This is a genomic window from Kribbella qitaiheensis (assembly GCF_014217565.1).
Taxonomy (GTDB): domain Bacteria; phylum Actinomycetota; class Actinomycetes; order Propionibacteriales; family Kribbellaceae; genus Kribbella; species Kribbella qitaiheensis_A.
On sequence record NZ_CP043661.1, the window covers coordinates 2,193,391 to 2,209,672 of the forward strand.

Here is a 16,282-nt window from a genome sequence, read left to right on the forward strand (position 1 = left end):
CCGGTTCGTTTGGTTCGGGTCTGCGTGGTCGGTCCATGGCGCTACTCGCCCGCGCTTTCCAGCGTCCGGAAGACATAGCGATGCCAGTGTCCAGGCACGATCAGTCCGTGCGTCGCCTCGAGCAGTTGCGAGTACGGATCGGTCGCGATGGACAGACTGGCGGCGGCACGAAGCAGGCTGCCATCACCGAGCAGCAATGCCGGCGGCACGCTGGCGGAGCCGACCTTCAGGAAGCTCCAGATCTGCTCCTCGATCGTCGATCCCCACAGCTTCAACCCACGCACACCCCACTCGTTGGTCAATGGGTGTGGCGCGTTCAGCGGTCCGGTATGGGTCCGCAAGGCGTCGGCAACATCGGCGAACCGGAACGCGCCAGCCTGCCACTCGATCTCCGTCGCCGCACAACTGAACTCTTGCTCCCTCACGACACCACGCACGACCTCGGTCAGATGAGCGGCCAGCCTGGCCGGTACGACCTGGCCCTCGATCGCCTGCAAGCGTCCAAATACGGCCGAGCTGACTGACTCCTCGATCGCGCACTCGACCACCCCTGACGAGACGTCGTTGAACACCCACGGGGATCCGGGTACCGGTCTAGGCGCGGCGACCAAGTGAGCAACCGTCAGCAGCTCCACCCACAAAACGAATCTTGGGTTGTGCTCAAGAAGCTGGGCAACATCGGCGATCTCGCGAACTGTGGAAAGTCGATCAGCGCTACCCCCTCCACGCAAGAAGTTCCGGCGGCCGGCGGCTTTGACTGTCGGGGGTGTAGCGGCTCGTTGCTCGCGTGGTTCGCCGTGCGGGATGCGAACTCGAACTGGGCGGTCCATGCCATCGGTGAAGACCGCGGCCTGGCCAGACGGGAGTGAGACGACAGCTCGGGATTGGGGCTCGTCGAGGTTCATGGTGGCGCCGACCGTTTCGCGGTCGTCAGCGGCGGGCAGCCGGTGCAGGATCTTGAGGGCAGAGTTCTTGACGACGTCCGGAATCACCTTGCTGGGGATCTGCTCCGCAACGACGATGCCTTCTCCGTACGCGCGGATCTCGGCAAGCAAGCCGGCGAACATCTCGACCGCGTGACTCGTGGTGCCGTCGGCACTTGCCTTGAGCAAGCGGTGGGCCTCTTCCACGACGGTCACGTGGCGCAGATTCGAGGACGGTCCTCGGCGCACGCGGAGGTGTTCGATCAGCCGGATCAGTACGACGCCCATACAGAAGGCCTTGTCCTGGTCGTCACCAACGTCTTCGAGCTCGAGTACGACGTTGCGGCTCAGCAAATCAGCAACATCGAGCGGGTATCCCCCGCCGAGGAACCGGCCAGGCGTCCCGAGGAGCAGCGAGGTCAGGCGGACATCGACGAAACCACGCACATCCGCCGCGAGCTCGGCGCCGTACCCGATGTCGTCAACCACCGTTCGTGCTGTCGTCTGCAGGTCCGCGAGAGACGGATACTCCGTTCCACCGCGGCTCAGCGCGAGATCCCATCCGTACGACGTGTAGCACCGTGTCAGCGCCTGGCTGAGCACCTGAGGGAACGGCTCGTTCGCCTCGAACGCGGCCAGGAACAGGGCACGAACGAGATCCAGGTGCGTCTGCAACGGGAACCCGGCCTCCGGTTCCAGAGGGTTCAGGCTCAGCGGTACCGCGTCAGGGTCGCCGAGGCGAATGACTGCGACACTCGAGTCCGAGCCCAACCGGCCCGCCATCGCCGCGTACTCGGCTTTCGCGGGCTCGATCACCAGCCACGGTACGGATGCGTCGGTGAGTCCTTCGAGCAGGTGCCGGATGGTTTGGGATTTGCCGGAACCGGTAGCGCCGGCGACGAACGCGTGCCGGTTGAGCGTGCTCTGCGAAACTGTCATGGTCCCGACCGCACGCCCTGAGGCGTCGATGACGTCGCCGAGGGGGATGCCGTCTGGCGGCGTTTCGGGTGTCAGGTCGAACCGCACCTGTTCGACCACACGGACGCCGGCGATCTCGCGCACCGGCGGCCTCGCGATCGCGGCGAGCAGCTCGCCTGTCGCCTTGAAGCCAGTCGTCTCGTCGCGAGTCGAGGGCTGAGTGGTCAATGTGTAGGGGGTGGTGTGCAGGTCGGCTACCCCTGCCAGGGTCTGCGCTGCCAGCTTTGCACTATCTTCGTCTGCCCCACCGGCGAAGATCTGCGCCGACCACAGGCCGCCCTGCGCCGCGGAGAAGTCGCGGTATCGGGCGCGGTTGCGCTCCAGTTCGAGCGCGTCGCGGCCCGAGATCTTCTCGCGGTCCAGTCCGACCGTGATCTGCAGATGAAGATCGTCAAGGAGCTCCCGCCGCTCTTGCTCGCTGATCGGGACAGCCTGGATCTGCCAGGCGAAAGCGGGCAGCACCTCAGCAAAGTCCTCCAGCGTCCCTGCCGGTTCGACCTCGGCCTCGGGCAGTGCAGTGAGTACGTCATGCAGGCCGTCGACGCTTACCCAGTAGGGAAACTCGATCGGGTCTGCGGCGACAGCCCTGGCGCCCGCCGGGTAGGAGACCGCACCGTGCGACGGCTCGATCCCGGCTCGAACCTCGATCGGCCCGCCGGCTGACGCGCGAGTCCAGCAGAAGCTGAACGGCCGCCCCGCCGACGCCTGCAACATCAAGGCAGGCAACAGCCCGCGCCGCAGTGCAGTCAGCCGTTGCCCGCCGTTCGTGTCCGGTCCGCCGACCAGCGGCACTTCGGTGATGCGCCACTGCGGAATCAGCGGCTGGACGGTCATTGATCACCCAGCCGTGGATCGCAGTCGCCGAGCCGGGGACTGGCCGGGTCGAGGGGGTCCACCATCACGAACGCCGTCGGTGACAGCCCTTGCAGCACTGTCGGCTCCATCGAGTACTCGTAGGTGCGCTGGTATCCGATCGAGGTGCTCTCCGTGGACCCACTCGATGCGGAGCTCGAGGTCGCCTCCGACCAGGACGTTCCGCCGGTGGTCGAGGTCGAAGACTGCTCGCCGGACGTCTTGGAACCGGATCGGTGCCGCCGGCTGAACAGCAGCCCGAAGGTCGCTTGCCGGCTGTCCGATGTCTGTACGCCGACAGAGTCGCTCGTCGACGCACTGTTGCCGCGCGTCGTGCTGTCGGACGTCGACGTGGAGGTGTTCGTGCCGTGCGAGTAGGTGAACTGGCTGGCCACCAGCCGGTGCTGGCGCCCGATGAAGGTCGCGGCCTGTTCGGCCTCCTTCGCGTTGCCGAGTCGCATGAACAGCACTGCGTCGCCGCTGCCAAGTAGTTCGACTGCGCTGTCTCGCAGATGTGCGAACAGCAGGACCAGGCGGATCCCGTTGCGCCGGCAGATGCTGTCGAACCGCTCGAGCTCCGGTCGCGCCAATGCATCGGCACCAGCAATCACGATGATGCGCTCGCCCCGGCCCGACAGCTGGCCGCGCTGGATCCGGACCATGGTGATCTGGAACAGCAGATGTCTGAGCAGCGAAGCGGTCAGCTCTGATTCGCGGGCCGACAGCTCGAACACTCGCAGCGAGACGTCGTCTTGCTCCCAGCCGTCCATCGGAGCATCGCCGGTGACGGCGGACAACCGCTGGATGCCGGCGGCCAGCCGGAAGAGCCGCGGTTCTGCCGTACGCCGGGCGGATTCGCTGAGCAGATCTGCGAGCTTCATGTACTCCGTCCGGGTCAGCTCACCGCGCTGGTCCGGCGTCAACTGCCGCAGCAGAACCTGGAACGCCAGGTGAAGTCGTGTGAACGTGACCGGACCATCGGTCAAGCATTCGACGACCTGCAGGACCAGCGTTGCGTCGACACCCCGCGATTCGCTCTGCTCTGGCTCCGCGCCGCGCAGGCTCTCCGCAACCACCAGGCCGATCTCGTCGGGGCTCAAACCCGTCAGCGGATTCAGTGCTCGCGCTTCGTCCGGGACGATGGCCGACCGGATCGGTGCTCCGTACTCGGCGGCCATGCTCCGCAGCGGCTCGACCACGGCGTCCTGGGTAAGGTCGAGCACCACGAGTCGTCCGCCCGCACTCATCAGTGAGCTACCCATCGCGAGCAGCGCAGCGCGCCAGCCCGCGGCGGTTCCGCCGTAGAGGTCTACGCGTTCCTTGGTCACCGGACCCACTGGAACCCACGCCCGCACGGTGCTGACCTGCAGGGATTTCGTCTGCTCGCGCTCGCTCAGCTGCTGTTGCCAGGTCTGTACGTCGCGCTCGAACCCGGCCATCGCGGTGACGCACTCGGCCAGCCACCGCTGGTGTTCCTTCACGGCCGCTCGCCGAAGGATCTCGGGGCGGCCCCAGGACAGCCAGCCAGCACCGAGCGCCACCGCAGCAGGCACCAGGGCCACGAGCGGATGCACGACAACAGCAACCACACCCGTGGCGACGAGGGCCGCGGTCGTCACCCATGCCAGCACTGGACGCACGCGCTTGGCCGCAGCCCGCTTGGTGTTCAGCGTCGCGAGTGCCGACGGCGGCGGCACGGCGGGAAGCGGCGGGTCCTGCTGCTCCACAACTACGACCTCGGTTCCGCGGTATTCCCAGCCCCAGTGCTCGGCCTCATAAGTCGCGACTGCCCGCTCAACCATGCGAGGCCCCGCTCAGCCGATCCAGGGTTACGCCACGGGCCAGATCTGCGAGGATCGCCGCTGCCTCGTCGAGAGTTGCTGAGGCGCGGCTGATCGTCGCCTCGTGCTCCGCGTCGTCGGCTGTCGTGAACCGCCGGCGGCAACCGGCACAGTGCGTCGCAGACATGCCCGACCAGGAAGCGCAGTAGGAGCAACGGCGGGCTTCGAGGAGACGCTCGGCTGTGGCCGTTCGTCGGCGTTCGAGCAGCGCGCGCTGCCACCGCGCCTGGGCCTGGGGCAGGTACTCGACGAGTTCGCGATCCGTGAGACTCTTCCCGCCGCCGGCCACCACAGCTGCCGTCAGCCTGGCAGCGGCGTCGCGATGAGCTGAGGTCGCTTTCCCGATGGCGCCCACGGTCACCAGGAGCGGGAACCAGCCGAGTGTCTGAAGTCGCAATGCTGCCTGGCGGCGATTCCAGCGTAGCGACATACTCGACGAGTCATCCGGGTCGGCCGTCCAGCCAGCCGGACGCAACGCCGACTCGAACAGTGTTCGTTGCGGATCGTCCAATGCGGCGCTGGGCAAGAGTAGATGGGTGTGCTGCCGGCGCACCAGCGTGTCAGGCTTGCCAGCCACTGCGTCCTCCCCGATCTCTGGCGCCCTCCCCAGCGGACCGCGCCAGGGGCAACTGTAGTTACTGAACGTGCCTAGCGCACCACAGAGCTGACATCAGGCGCGGTTACTGTCCACCGAACCGTGCAGGCAACGTCGGCGTCGTGGGTGACCTCGCCCGTGAGAGAAGATGGTCCCAGTCTGGTAGCGGAGCGCCTCCGTGATGGGTTGGTGCAACCACCGCGATCGGATCATGAATGCCCCGTCTGAGGCAGGTGTGAAGCACAGGAGCTCCCTTCACTTTGCGCCTTCCGGACGGGGCATTCGCTCTCCCGGGCCCGTCGGTGACCTGAGTATCCAGGGCGCGGGCACCAGACTGACTCGGGTCAGAAAATCGGCCCCTGCCAGCCGAAGCTGGACAGGGGCCAGGTACCACGCAGCTCAGTAGCCGTTCAGCTCGTCACCTTCCTGATCTTCCGCCTGAGCCAACGGATCCAGCTCACCGCCGCAGATGTCGATGATGGTCTGTCGTCGTGGAGCCCGCATTCGGGACAACCGAGGTCGGCGACCACAGCCTCGAACCAGGCCTCTGGATCGGTACTCTCGGCGATCAGGTCGGGGACACCGAGTGGCGTCCAGCAGAGTGGTGTACGGCAGGCCCGATAGGGCGTGGCGTAGACGTGTGAAAGCGGTCATCGCGTGATCCTTTGGAAGACCTCTCACAGTGCTTCTGAAGGAGAACTACGCGATGACCGCGAACACCAGTATCGACCCTGCCGAGTTCCTGCAAGATCACCTGGCGGCCGCGTCGCCGGATCTGTTGCGTGACATGTTGACCACGTTCATTCAGGCGCTCATGTCGGCGGAGGGCCGACGCGGTCTGCGGCGCCCCGTACGGCGTGGCGAGCCCGGACCGGACCAACTCGCGCAACGGGTACCGGCACCGTGATTTCGACACCCGCGCCGGCACCGTGGACGTGGCGATCCCCAAGCTCCGCTCCGGCTCCTACTTCCCCGACTGGCTGCTGGAACGGCGCCGCCGCGCCGAACGGGCCCTGACTACGGTGGTGGCGACCTGTTACCTGCTGGGGGTGTCCACGCGCCGGATGGAGAAGCTGGTCGAGACCCTCGGCATCACCCGGCTCTCGAAGTCGCAGGTCTCGGTGATGGCCGCCGAGCTCGACGAGCAGGTCCACCAGTTCCGGACCCGCCCACTGGATGCCGGCCCATACACGTTCGTCGCTGCGGACGCGCTGGTGCTGAAGGTCCGCGAAGGTGGCCGGGTCGTCAACGTCCACGCGCTGGTCGCGACCGGCGTGAACGGTGACGGACACCGTGAAATCCTTGGCCTGCAAGTGACTTCGGCCGAAGACGGCGCCGGCTGGCTAGGGTTCCTGCGGGACCTGACCGCGCGCGGCCTGACCGGGGTCAAGCTCGTCACCAGCGACGCACACAGTGGACTCACCGCGGCGATCGGCGCCACCTTGCCGGGCGCTTCGTGGCAGCGCTGCAGAACCCACTACGCCGCCAACCTCATGTCCGTGACCCCGAAGGCCAGCTGGCCGTGGGTGAAGACCCTGCTGCACTCGGTCTACGACCAACCCGACAAAGACGCGGTACACGAACAGTTCGACCGGGTCCTGGACGCGCTGGCCGACAAGCTGCCCGCGGTCGTCGACCACCTCGAGCAAGCCCGCGCCGACGTGCTCGCGTTCACCGCGTTCCCGAAGGAGATCTGGCGACAAATCTGGTCCAACAACCCCCAAGAACGGCTGAACCGTGAGATCCGCCGCCGCACCGACGTGGTCGGCATCTTCCCAGCCCGAGACGCCCTGATCCGCTTGGTCGGCGCCGTGCTGGCCGAGCAGCACGACGACTGGATCGAGGGCCGCCGCTACCTCGGCCTCGACGTCCTCGCCAAGTCCCGAATGACCCTCACCGAGACCACCGAGGAGGCCACCACCGACACCGAAATCGCGGCGCTCAGCGCCTAACCATCCCAAGGATCACGCGACACAACCGCTACACCATCCAAATGGACTTGACCGGACACCGGCGCCGTACCTGTTATTCCAGTGCAGATTGCCGCCGAGCGGGTGCGTGCAGTTTCGCGATGAACCGTGCCAGGGGAATCGCTCGTCCTGCCAACTCCCATCTCTGAACCTCACGATCTGGGCGCCACAGTCGACACACTCGAAGCAGGCCATTTCGTGTCGCAGATACTTGGTGTCCCATGACTTCGCGCAATGTGCGCACGAGACATCAGCCATTCGATACTCCCTTCAACCGCCGCCCGGGTGATGGCCAGACGGCTGCTGCCTGAGCGACAGCGGGCCAGGCGCCGGCAAAAAGGCCGGTGCCTCACCCTCGGTCCTCAGACCTGCGGCAAGCAGGGCGGGTCAGCAGGGCCCATCGGTGGAAAGAAAAGACCCCGCCGACGGAGCGCCAGGCTCGATCGGCGGGGTCCCCCGGTCCTCAATTGGTGGTTCAGATCAGCAGGGTCTGCCCGGATTACGCATCCTCAACGGGCGTCGTTGGGGGCTTCCCTGCCCGGGGCTGGCTCGGGTATCCGATGCTCGCGGCGCGGATCAGGCTTTGCTTCCGGCCAGTCCCTCATCGTGCGGGGGCAGCGTTTCGGGGTCGGTACTGCAACCTGGATGAGTGAGGTGATCGGCCATTCCGTCGCGATCGACGATCAGGACCCGCCAGGGCGCCGGGATGCCGCCTTGGTGGTGGGTATGGCGGTGCAGCTCAACGCCGGCCAGGGCCACTGCGTCGCTGGTTGCCTGGGCGGCGCTGCCATATCCGGTCTGCAGGGTGACAGTGGCCGTGATGCCGCCTTCGTCGGCGAACAGCATCACCTGATCGCTTGGATCGTCGTCAGCCCGGCGCAGGATCATCGCGACAGTGGCCGCGGGAATCGTGTACTGCAGTTCGGCGTACTTGTGGACGAGGTTGGTCAAGCAGCGCTCCTCTACTCGGCAGGCTCGGTGCCGTGTGCGCCTTGGGCGTCGACCGCAACTCGGTCCTGGCTGGTGGCGTCATCGATGCTGATCAGCCAGGTCAACGGCACCGAGGTCAACATCAGGGTCGGGTGAACTGCATTGCGCAGGACCGCGAGATTCTGGCCTGTGCTTGGGGTGGTTGCCACGCCGACCCAGTGAGCAGTGATGCGATGGGTGCGGTGCCGCAGTCTGGCCTCGTGATCGAGCCAGCCCGGACGGCGCAGGGCAAGGCTGACCAGGTCGTCGTGACACGTTGCGGCTGTGGCTTGGACAAGTGCGACGCTGACGCGACGGCCGGCTCTCGCACTGGCAATCGTGCTAGCCATTGATCGGTTCCTTGCCCACTGGTACGCCGTAGATCGAGGCTGTCGCAGCTGGACCATCGGGAGTCAGTTGGTGGTCGGCGCGATAGGTGAGCTTCTGTTCGCGTGGGCTCCACCGGTTCTCGGTAAGCAGGTAGCGGTGGCCCGCCACGACGAGGTAACCGGCGCTCTCCAGGGCGGGGTGCATCGGGGCCCACACCCCGGTCACGAACAAGGCCGTGGTCCACCCGATGTCCCAGACGTAATCGCCCCGGTTCAGGTCCGACACCGCGGTGGGCTGGCTCATCCAGTCGTCGCCTCGTCCCCGGATTCGTTGGTGACCGTCGATTCCATCGGGTGACCTGCCTGGTTCTGCGGCGATTCGGCTGCCCAGGCGAACAAGGTGGCCAGATTGACCGCGGCGATGTCGGTCGAAACCATGACGGCGCCAGTGAAGTTGTCGCGGATCACCCGAGACAAGATCACGTGCTGTTCGAGTGGCTGCTTCAAGGTGCGCTGGCTCTCGCGGGGCCAGTGACCGTGGGCAGTGAACGCGCGTCCTTCGACTCTGGCGTCGAGGTAGCTCTCGGCGGCGTGCTGCCAATCGGTACTGCTCAGGTTGTCTTCGGTGAACTGTGTGAACTCGGAGCGGTCGGTGATGAGCTGCATCGGGTTCTATCTCCCATGGTTCAGTGCCACAGATCGACGCGGTCGATCTGTGGCAGGCGTGGGTTGGTTGACTCTTTGGTTTCGTTGCTCGCGCCATGCCCGTTGCGGAGGTGGCTGCAGGCCACAGCCGGTATCGGTGGGTTCGGGGAGGACGCCTGTGGTGCAGTGATGCGAAGCTGACGGCGCTTTTGGTCAGGCGGTCCGGTCGGCGTGGGCAATCTCGTCCCAGCTGGCCGTGTGCACTGTGATGTCGAGGTCATGGTCGGCGGGGATCGGCTGGTTGACCTCGTCCCACTCGCGCCAATGCGCGAGCCTGGCCTCTATCTGGGCCTGGTCGATCCTGGAATCGTGGTGGTGGTGAGCCAGCCGATCCGGCACCTGCGCGTCTTCGACGGCATGGGCGGTCAGCAGGAGGCCCGCGAACTCTGGCTCACCCAGCGCGCACAGCAGGTCGGCTAGCGAAATTGCCTCAGAACACGTGGTCCGTGGGCCGAGTTCGTCGACCATCGCATGCGTGGCCCAAGCAGCACGGAAGCCTTGCGCTGCGCGCAATACCTGGCCGCGGCGCAGGAAGCGCCACGTCTTCGTCAGCAGTGGTTCGGACATGCGGGAGCACTCTCTTTTCAGTGTCGATGGCGGGACCAATCATGGGTCTGGGCAATGAGCACAGGTCTTCGTCCAGAAGGTGGCCGTTGTGCCTGGCCCCGATCGTCTTCACGATCAGGACCAGGCCCGGCTGATGTGCATCGGCGTCGGGATTGCGTACCCATCCGCGGATGTTTGCTTTGCTTGGCGGATGTGTCAGCTGAAGGGGAGTTCGGAGCCAATCGGCGAGTTCTGCGCACCGACAAGGGCCTCTGCCTGGGCCGGCGTAGCTGCTCGAGCCGCCTGGTTGGTCTGCTCGGCGGCGACGACTCGCTCGGCCAGCCGGGCTTGTGTGACCTGCAGTGACTCGAGGAAAGTGATTCTCTCGACAACGACCTTCAGGTCATAGATGTTCTCGCCGTCGCGCACGTAGTTGTCCATGCGCAACGTCGTGCTCAGCGCGACCTTGTCTCCGCGGTGAATCTTGGCGAAAGGCGTGTCGTCCACGTCGGTTTCCTTGCGTACGAACGCCTCGACGGAAATCGCGTCCGACAGCACCTCGCCCCGGGCGTTCTTGTGATCGCGGTCCGCGAAGACCGTGAACACGACCTTGTGCGAGCCGTCGCTGTTCTTGAACCGCATCGGGTCGCGGGCCAGGCGGCCGATGAGGGTGCCTTGGTTGACCGGGTTCGACATGTTGTCTCCTTGAAGAGTTAGCGGATTGTCAGAGCAGGCATGGCTGCCGGATCCCTGATCCGGCTGCCGAGACGGCTCGCCGGAGATGTCTGAGGCCAGCCATGTCCGGGCTCGAAAGAGCTGGGCCGAACAGGTGACTGGCCACGACTCATTGGTCGTCCCGCGCCCGAATCGGCTTCGCCGATCGCGTGCAGCAGTGTTCTTCCAGGTCGCCGATCAGCCGCGCTGGTCGAGCCAGCGGTCCTCACTGCACTCGCTGTGCTCGCGCAGCTCGGCGCGACCTGGATTCATCGAACGCATGTCGTGATGGTGGAGGTACGCGCGACCCAGCACCGACAGGATCAGAGCGGTCGCGACGGCATATTGCAGATCAGCTCTTCAAGCGGCTGCGAATCTCCAGCCCAAGCGCTTCAAGCTCCTTGTGGTCGGCACCCGGGCCGGCAGGCTGCTTGAGGGCATCAAAGTACGCAATCAGGTTCCGGGTTCTCAGCTCCACGCGGATCTTGTCCTGAACTAGCATCTGTTCCTTGGCGAGCTTGGCGAGTTCTTTCTGTGCTAGCACGATGTCGATCTCGATATCGCTCGGATCGTGAGCGGACATAAGGCAGTCCTCCTGTGTACGCCGTAGGCCTCCTCCGGGCCGAGGCGTCATACGCCGGTCGACGGGGTGGCGCGATTGAGGGACGACGAGCAGACCGCCGAGGCCGAGATCAGCCAGACCAGGTGTGCTGTCCAAATGAAACCCGGATCAACTCCGTTGATCCCCGCTCGTGTCCTGCCTGTCCTTCTCCCCCACCGAAGCCGCGCTGTGTCTCTGTTTCCCGGATGCTTTGTGGGTTCTCCTGGTAAGGAACAGGCTCGTCGTCCTCGGTGATGCTGATCAGCTCGCCTGCTTCGGGAGAATGCGCAGGCGCACGGCCCGCGACGAGAAGGATCCGACGCTGTGCTCGCCGACGATCTCGGCCAGGGCCTGCGTCGACGAGGCTCTGCGCGATCCCGTTACCTTCGGACCAGTCTTTGACGAACACTTCGTCGGCTTCTCGCCAGATGCCGTAGGCCGCGAGCGAGATGCTCAGGTACTCCTCGGGCTCGCCGTCGCCGGTATCCAGTACGAGTAGCCCCGTCGACGGGTCGTGGAGCACAGAACCGACAAACGTGACTATGCCTCCGGAGAAGCGAATCGGTATCTGGTTGCCGATGGTGGTCAGGTTCGGAGCGGATTTGGTCATGACGGAACCTCCTCATTGTTCTTCAACGGCTCGTTAGGAATGCGCACAGGTGGCGTGCTCGTTGTCCTGCGTACGCACTGCAGGGGAAGGCTTCAGGACCGCGCGATGGTCCTGGAACGAGAAGTCGGATCGGCCCTTGCCAGCTCAGCAGCGAGGCCCCGGGGCGGCGCCGAGGGGTGAGTGGCCGCAGTTGCGCGGTCAGAAGGCACCCTCCACGGGACAAAACACGCTGCCCGCAGCCAGATGCGGCGAAGCATCACCAAGGATCTGGACGCGGGTCCGCTCTGGGCACAGCCAGATCTCGTCGTCGAGGCGCGGATCGTCTGTGGTGGTGTTCGCCTCGTACTCGTGCATTCGTCGACGGGCTGACGCCTCGTCCTCGGCGATCACCACCATGCTGATGATTGGCGCGTCGCTATCCACCGATTCACCGTGATAGATCCGCATTTCGGAGTTCCTGTCTGCTCGAAGATTGTGGATCAAGAAGGCCTTGGCTGTTGCATCGCGCACCCCGAATCGGTCTTGCCGGCTCGAACCTCGGTCAAGATCACGGATCAAAGTGTTGCTGCAGGCAACGTTGCCCAGTGAGCGCCTCAGGCCCTCAGGCTGTCGTCGCTGCGGGGCGCCACCGTTGCTCTTCAATCAGGCCTGGGTGAGCCCTCACGGTGCGGGCTCGGGTACTGCCCTGTTAGTCCAGCCGCGAGTACTCGCCGCGCGTGGGCGTCGGTCAGCGGGGCGTAGGTCGGGCAGCGGTCGTCGCCTAGCCGGGGGGTTCCGCTTGGAGTGGTGGCGCCGCCTAGCGGGGGGGTTCCGCTTGGAGTAGTGGCGCCGCGCGGAGTCATGGTCGGCTCGACGGTAGTTGTGACTGTGGTTGTCGGGGGCTGAGTCTGTGCACCAGCCGGCGCCGGTCCGCTCTCGCGGTCAGCTGCGCATCCGTAGTGGGCGCCGTAGCCAACAGGCCATACGCCCACCGGGTAGTAGCCGGGGTAGTTGGGATAGGTGCGGTAGTCGTATCCGTGGTAGTTCACGATCACCGGCTGCGGCACGACCGGCATGTTCTTGCGGTACGGCTGCGACCAGTTGCGGCCGCCGGTGTTGTAGCCGCCCCAGGTGGTCGGCTTGCTCGACGTGCGCCAGTACGGGGTGGTCGTAGCCCCCTTGCTGCCGGGCGGCTTCGATCCGGATGTCCGCATCGGCCTGTCCTGCACCTTCGACGAGGTGCGCTGGGATCCCGGCTTCGGCGGGTTCGGCTTCGGGGGACCCCTGCCACCGATGCACAGGCCTGCTGGTCATCGCTGCAGGCCACCAGCGCACCCGCCGCGACCAGTACGACGGCGAGGATTCGTGCGGGATTGCGATACAGAGCGATTCTCCTGTCTTGATGGCCGCTGTCTGCCAGCTGCCGGGGTGTCGTTGACGCGCTTCATGTACTTCGGGCTGCGCCCTCGGTGACGCGGTGGCTCGGTGACTGCCCTTGCACAGCGGCACCACCGGGCAGCGCCCATCAGCCGCGGTACCGCCTTCCAGGGCGTGGCGGATGCGACGATCGGCCGCGGCGGAACGGAGACCAGGAGCTTGCTAGCGGCGGCGCGGAGGGCCGATCGAGAGATCGGGCTACTGGCAACCGGGAATGAGTCCTCAGGTTCGGCAGCGGCGTAGTCAAATGCTGCCGCCAGCCGGGTGATCAGGCGGTGTGCACGTCCTCAGTGCTCGTCGTGGGTCGAGCTGTATCAGTGACTGTCAGCAGGACAACTTCGTCAGGCTCGTAGACGCAGCTCTCGTCATCGCCGATGCGCGTTCTGACGCTCAGCCCGGAGGCGAACGGATTGGGCTCGCGGGCAACGATCTCGACGACCTGGGCGATCGCGAGCTGGGGCATCATGTCGTCGTTGCAGACCGCGATGATCACCCGATCTCCAGCGCGGCCGATGATTCCGAGCTTGTCGGTGAAGGTGGAGTTGGTCATGGCGGGTCTCCTGTCAACGGGGCCTGGTCAGGACCGAGCCGTTCTGTGTCGGTGGAGATCCCGAGCCAGCCGTGCTGGCCGGCCACCTGGTCCGGCCGCCGCCTGCACCCGTGTACTGCCGGCGAGTTTGAGGGCCTGGCTTCGACAGTCCGGCCGATGTCTGTCCCGTTATCCGAGGTCGATCCTGTGTCCTCGGGCGATCTCCGCGGCGGAGACGACGATGCGGTGCCCGCCGACCGGGTAGCTGGGATGATCGGAGAGGACCACGGCGCAGACCCACAACCCGCAATTGCGGCGGCGAGGCAGCTCCTCCGGGTCAACCTCGCCAGCAGGCGAGTCCCGCCGGTATTCGATAGGTACCACGACGACACGGTGCTGCTTGGTGGTGCGCGGTGGCGTCCAAGGCAGCTCGACGAGTAGGTCTTGGGGCCATTCGGCGATGGTGGCGGCGAGGGTGGACAGGTAGTGGTTGGTCGAGCCTGGTGGGGAATCCGCGAGCCGTGCTCGCTCCTGGGCCTCGGTCTCGACAAGGCCACTGCGTTCGAGGAAGGACATGATGATCGGTGCTCCCGGATAGCGACGTCGATGATTCGGGCTGGCGCTCAGGCCTCCTGGTACTCGACGGCGTAGACCGGTGTGCTCACGCACAGCGCGTTGAACGTCGTCGGAAAGGCGGCCCAGTCGGTGTTCTCGTCGATGCCGATGTTGATCCGGTCTCGGTGGGTCACGACGTACGAAGCTGCCTGCCGGTCGACATACGAGGCGCTCTCTCCCTCGAAGGCCACCTTGTGCCAGGTCTCGCCGTCCAGGCTCACTGGCAGGAGCAAGGCGATCAGACCGGCGGCGGTCCGGTTGGCGGTCGTGGTCACGGTGTTCGTGGACATGTAGAGGCTCCTCTGAGATGAGTTGGCACGTGCGATCCGTCTAGCCATTGGCCAGTCAGCTTCTTCACTGAGATCCCGGATCGACTCCGTCGATCCCACGAACCAGCAACTGCCGATCATTCAAAACGACACATACATCTATCCGAATCATGCATAGAATGATTCATCGAAGGGGTTAATGTCGCCCAGAGAGGAGTTCGGCGTGTCAGGAGCCGTCGGTCAGGACCATCGAGAACGTACGGTCGTACGCCTTCACCCGGACACGAAGCAGCGCGCCGGCTACTGGGCACAGCGTCACGGTCACAGCTCGGTCAATGAGTACATCGTGGAAGCAGTGGAGGAGAAGATCCAGCGCGAGAGCCGCGACTACGACCTGCCGACCCTCGAGATTGCGCGGGTCAACCAGCTGGCCGACGAGGTGAAAGCCCTCTCGGTCAACGCCGCAAACCTCGAGCGGGTCATCACGCAGGGCTTCGACTCCCTCATCGGGTTGACACGAGGCGACAACTACCTGCTCGACGTCGAGGACGGGGAGTTATGACGGTGAGCGGCAATAGCTTCCAGGACCTGCTGGATGACGCAAAGGCGAGCCAGTCGACGGACGTCGACACCTCGTTCCTCGACCAGTTTCGGCGCACCAGCAGCAGACCATCGGTTCAGACTGAGGCGCCCGAGAATGAGCAGCAGAACCGCGACGCAGACGTGCCGCAACTCGACGCCTCCGATGATCCCGAGGTGGCAGTCGAGGGTCCGGCCATGGAGCCTGAGCAGGATCCGCCGGAGGTCGCCCCCGATTCACCCGGGCACGCGAGGACACCACACGCGGGCCGCACGAGTGGCCGCACCGACCGTAGAACGAACACCGGCTCGACAGGAGGGAGCGCGTCGGCCTCGGTGCACGCCGCAGCGTCGACAGCGACAAAACCCGGGCCAGCGGATGGGACCGATGCCGGATTGGCGGCTCATCCGAAGGGCGGCCGAGCACGACGGGAGCTGGACGCCGTACTCGATGCCGAGGACACGGAGAAGCTGGACCGTCAGGCCGAAATGGAGAGGTCGTCCCACCGCAAGAGCGATCAGCAAGACGCGATCCAGTCCGCGGGCACCAAGGGCGGGGCCGCCAGCGGTTCAGAGGCTGCATTTCCGGACTCCGGCTTCCGGATCCCTGGTCTGCAGAGTCAGCCGTTGGTCCGAAATCTGCCCCGCCCGCTCGTGGACGTACTGCGTGCGCAGCTGCGCGCTGCGGCGGTCCGCGAACGCGGCGCCGGCGAGGGCACCGCCGAGGCGTTCAGCCGACGGTTGAGCCAAGGTGCTCTGGTGACCGCATTCCTAGTGGCTCAGCTCGATGTGCGCCTGGATACCGACCCTGCGACCCAGACGGCAGTTGAGTTGTTCCGGTCACAGGACCCGCTGCTCGGCTCGATAGCAGGCCGCATGGACGCGCTCGAGCAGCGGGAACGCGACCGCGGCGCCCAGCTGGAGCGCCTGCACACGCTCGCTGCTGCCATCCAGGAGACCAGTGCAGTGATCGAGCAGTCGGTGGCGTACTCGATCGCGGATCGCACAGAGAACTTCCTGCGCGGCTCGCACGACATCCGCGACACACCGATCACCCACAAGGACGCGATCTACATCCGCGACCGGGCGCGCGAGGAGACACAGAAGCGCAGCCGCTTCGAACACGACCAGGATGGCCGGCCCATCCGTTGAGCAGTGCGTGGCACCCCCACGGCTGCCCGCGCTAGACGGCCGAGTCCCGCCGCGCCTGACAGTGAGCTCACAGCACCCCGATCACAGTC

The 16,282-nt window shown here is 65.7% G+C and carries 18 protein-coding genes and 1 pseudogene; 3 read left to right on the forward strand and 16 right to left on the reverse strand.

Annotation, left to right across the window (positions count from 1 at the left end):
* Positions 1 to 41: 41 nt before the first annotated feature.
* The 3 genes from F1D05_RS09935 to F1D05_RS09945 are packed head-to-tail and all read right to left on the reverse strand — an operon-like array spanning position 42 to position 5,171.
* Entirely contained in the window at positions 42 to 2,735 is a 2,694-nt protein-coding gene (locus F1D05_RS09935; RefSeq protein WP_185447069.1) for an ATP-binding protein, read from the reverse strand.
* Positions 2,732 to 4,555, reverse strand: a complete 1,824-nt coding sequence (locus tag F1D05_RS09940; RefSeq protein WP_185447070.1) for a hypothetical protein — start codon at positions 4,553 to 4,555, stop codon at positions 2,732 to 2,734. Before F1D05_RS09940 ends, F1D05_RS09935 begins: the two co-directional genes overlap by 4 nt.
* Positions 4,548 to 5,171: a hypothetical protein gene (locus tag F1D05_RS09945; protein ID WP_185447071.1), complete on the reverse strand. Its 624-nt coding sequence runs from the start codon at positions 5,169 to 5,171 to the stop codon at positions 4,548 to 4,550. The genes F1D05_RS09940 and F1D05_RS09945 overlap by 8 nt, the downstream gene beginning before the upstream one ends.
* A 724-nt stretch (positions 5,172 to 5,895) precedes the next feature.
* Between F1D05_RS09945 and F1D05_RS09950 the strand changes: the two are divergent.
* Positions 5,896 to 7,141: pseudogene (locus F1D05_RS09950) on the forward strand (IS256 family transposase).
* A 594-nt stretch (positions 7,142 to 7,735) separates the two neighbouring features.
* Here the strand turns inward: F1D05_RS09950 and F1D05_RS09955 are convergent.
* From F1D05_RS09955 to F1D05_RS10015, 13 genes are all read right to left on the reverse strand, one after another.
* Positions 7,736 to 8,110, reverse strand: coding sequence for a hypothetical protein (locus tag F1D05_RS09955; RefSeq protein WP_185447072.1), 375 nt, complete (start codon positions 8,108 to 8,110; stop codon positions 7,736 to 7,738).
* Between the two features lie 11 nt (positions 8,111 to 8,121).
* Complete coding sequence (locus tag F1D05_RS09960; RefSeq protein WP_185447073.1) at positions 8,122 to 8,478, reverse strand: hypothetical protein; 357 nt, start codon at positions 8,476 to 8,478, stop codon at positions 8,122 to 8,124.
* On the reverse strand, positions 8,471 to 8,761 hold the full coding sequence (locus F1D05_RS09965) for a hypothetical protein (RefSeq protein WP_185447074.1): 291 nt from the start codon (positions 8,759 to 8,761) through the stop codon (positions 8,471 to 8,473). Before F1D05_RS09965 ends, F1D05_RS09960 begins: the two co-directional genes overlap by 8 nt.
* Positions 8,758 to 9,123 (reverse strand): hypothetical protein, encoded by a 366-nt coding sequence (locus F1D05_RS09970; RefSeq protein WP_185447076.1) that lies wholly within the window; start codon positions 9,121 to 9,123, stop codon positions 8,758 to 8,760. The genes F1D05_RS09965 and F1D05_RS09970 overlap by 4 nt, the downstream gene beginning before the upstream one ends.
* A gap of 192 nt (positions 9,124 to 9,315) precedes the next feature.
* Positions 9,316 to 9,729, reverse strand: a complete 414-nt coding sequence (locus F1D05_RS09975) for a hypothetical protein (RefSeq protein ID WP_185447078.1) — start codon at positions 9,727 to 9,729, stop codon at positions 9,316 to 9,318.
* A 195-nt stretch (positions 9,730 to 9,924) separates the two neighbouring features.
* On the reverse strand, positions 9,925 to 10,404 hold the full coding sequence (locus F1D05_RS09980; RefSeq protein WP_185447080.1) for a single-stranded DNA-binding protein: 480 nt from the start codon (positions 10,402 to 10,404) through the stop codon (positions 9,925 to 9,927).
* Positions 10,405 to 10,774: 370 nt separating this feature from the next.
* Positions 10,775 to 11,005, reverse strand: coding sequence for a hypothetical protein (locus F1D05_RS09985; RefSeq protein ID WP_185447082.1), 231 nt, complete (start codon positions 11,003 to 11,005; stop codon positions 10,775 to 10,777).
* A 109-nt stretch (positions 11,006 to 11,114) separates the two neighbouring features.
* Positions 11,115 to 11,633, reverse strand: a complete 519-nt coding sequence (locus F1D05_RS09990) for a hypothetical protein (protein ID WP_185447083.1) — start codon at positions 11,631 to 11,633, stop codon at positions 11,115 to 11,117.
* A 198-nt stretch (positions 11,634 to 11,831) separates the two neighbouring features.
* A complete protein-coding gene (locus F1D05_RS09995) occupies positions 11,832 to 12,143 on the reverse strand; it encodes a hypothetical protein (RefSeq protein ID WP_185447085.1) in 312 nt (103 codons plus the stop codon).
* 128 nt (positions 12,144 to 12,271) lie between these two features.
* Positions 12,272 to 12,826 carry a hypothetical protein gene (locus tag F1D05_RS10000; RefSeq protein WP_185447087.1) on the reverse strand — a complete coding sequence of 185 codons (555 nt, stop codon included), beginning with the start codon at positions 12,824 to 12,826 and terminating at the stop codon, positions 12,272 to 12,274.
* Positions 12,827 to 13,317: 491 nt separating this feature from the next.
* Positions 13,318 to 13,599: a hypothetical protein gene (locus F1D05_RS10005; RefSeq protein ID WP_185447089.1), complete on the reverse strand. Its 282-nt coding sequence runs from the start codon at positions 13,597 to 13,599 to the stop codon at positions 13,318 to 13,320.
* Between the two features lie 168 nt (positions 13,600 to 13,767).
* Complete coding sequence (locus tag F1D05_RS10010; RefSeq protein ID WP_185447091.1) at positions 13,768 to 14,154, reverse strand: hypothetical protein; 387 nt, start codon at positions 14,152 to 14,154, stop codon at positions 13,768 to 13,770.
* Between the two features lie 47 nt (positions 14,155 to 14,201).
* Complete coding sequence (locus F1D05_RS10015) at positions 14,202 to 14,483, reverse strand: hypothetical protein (RefSeq protein ID WP_185447093.1); 282 nt, start codon at positions 14,481 to 14,483, stop codon at positions 14,202 to 14,204.
* Positions 14,484 to 14,685: 202 nt separating this feature from the next.
* Between F1D05_RS10015 and F1D05_RS10020 the strand changes: the two genes are divergently transcribed.
* Positions 14,686 to 15,024 carry a hypothetical protein gene (locus F1D05_RS10020; protein ID WP_185447095.1) on the forward strand — a complete coding sequence of 113 codons (339 nt, stop codon included), beginning with the start codon at positions 14,686 to 14,688 and terminating at the stop codon, positions 15,022 to 15,024.
* Positions 15,025 to 15,026: 2 nt separating this feature from the next.
* Positions 15,027 to 16,193, forward strand: a complete 1,167-nt coding sequence (locus tag F1D05_RS10025) for a hypothetical protein (RefSeq protein WP_185447097.1) — start codon at positions 15,027 to 15,029, stop codon at positions 16,191 to 16,193.
* The last annotated feature ends 89 nt before the right edge of the window (positions 16,194 to 16,282 follow it).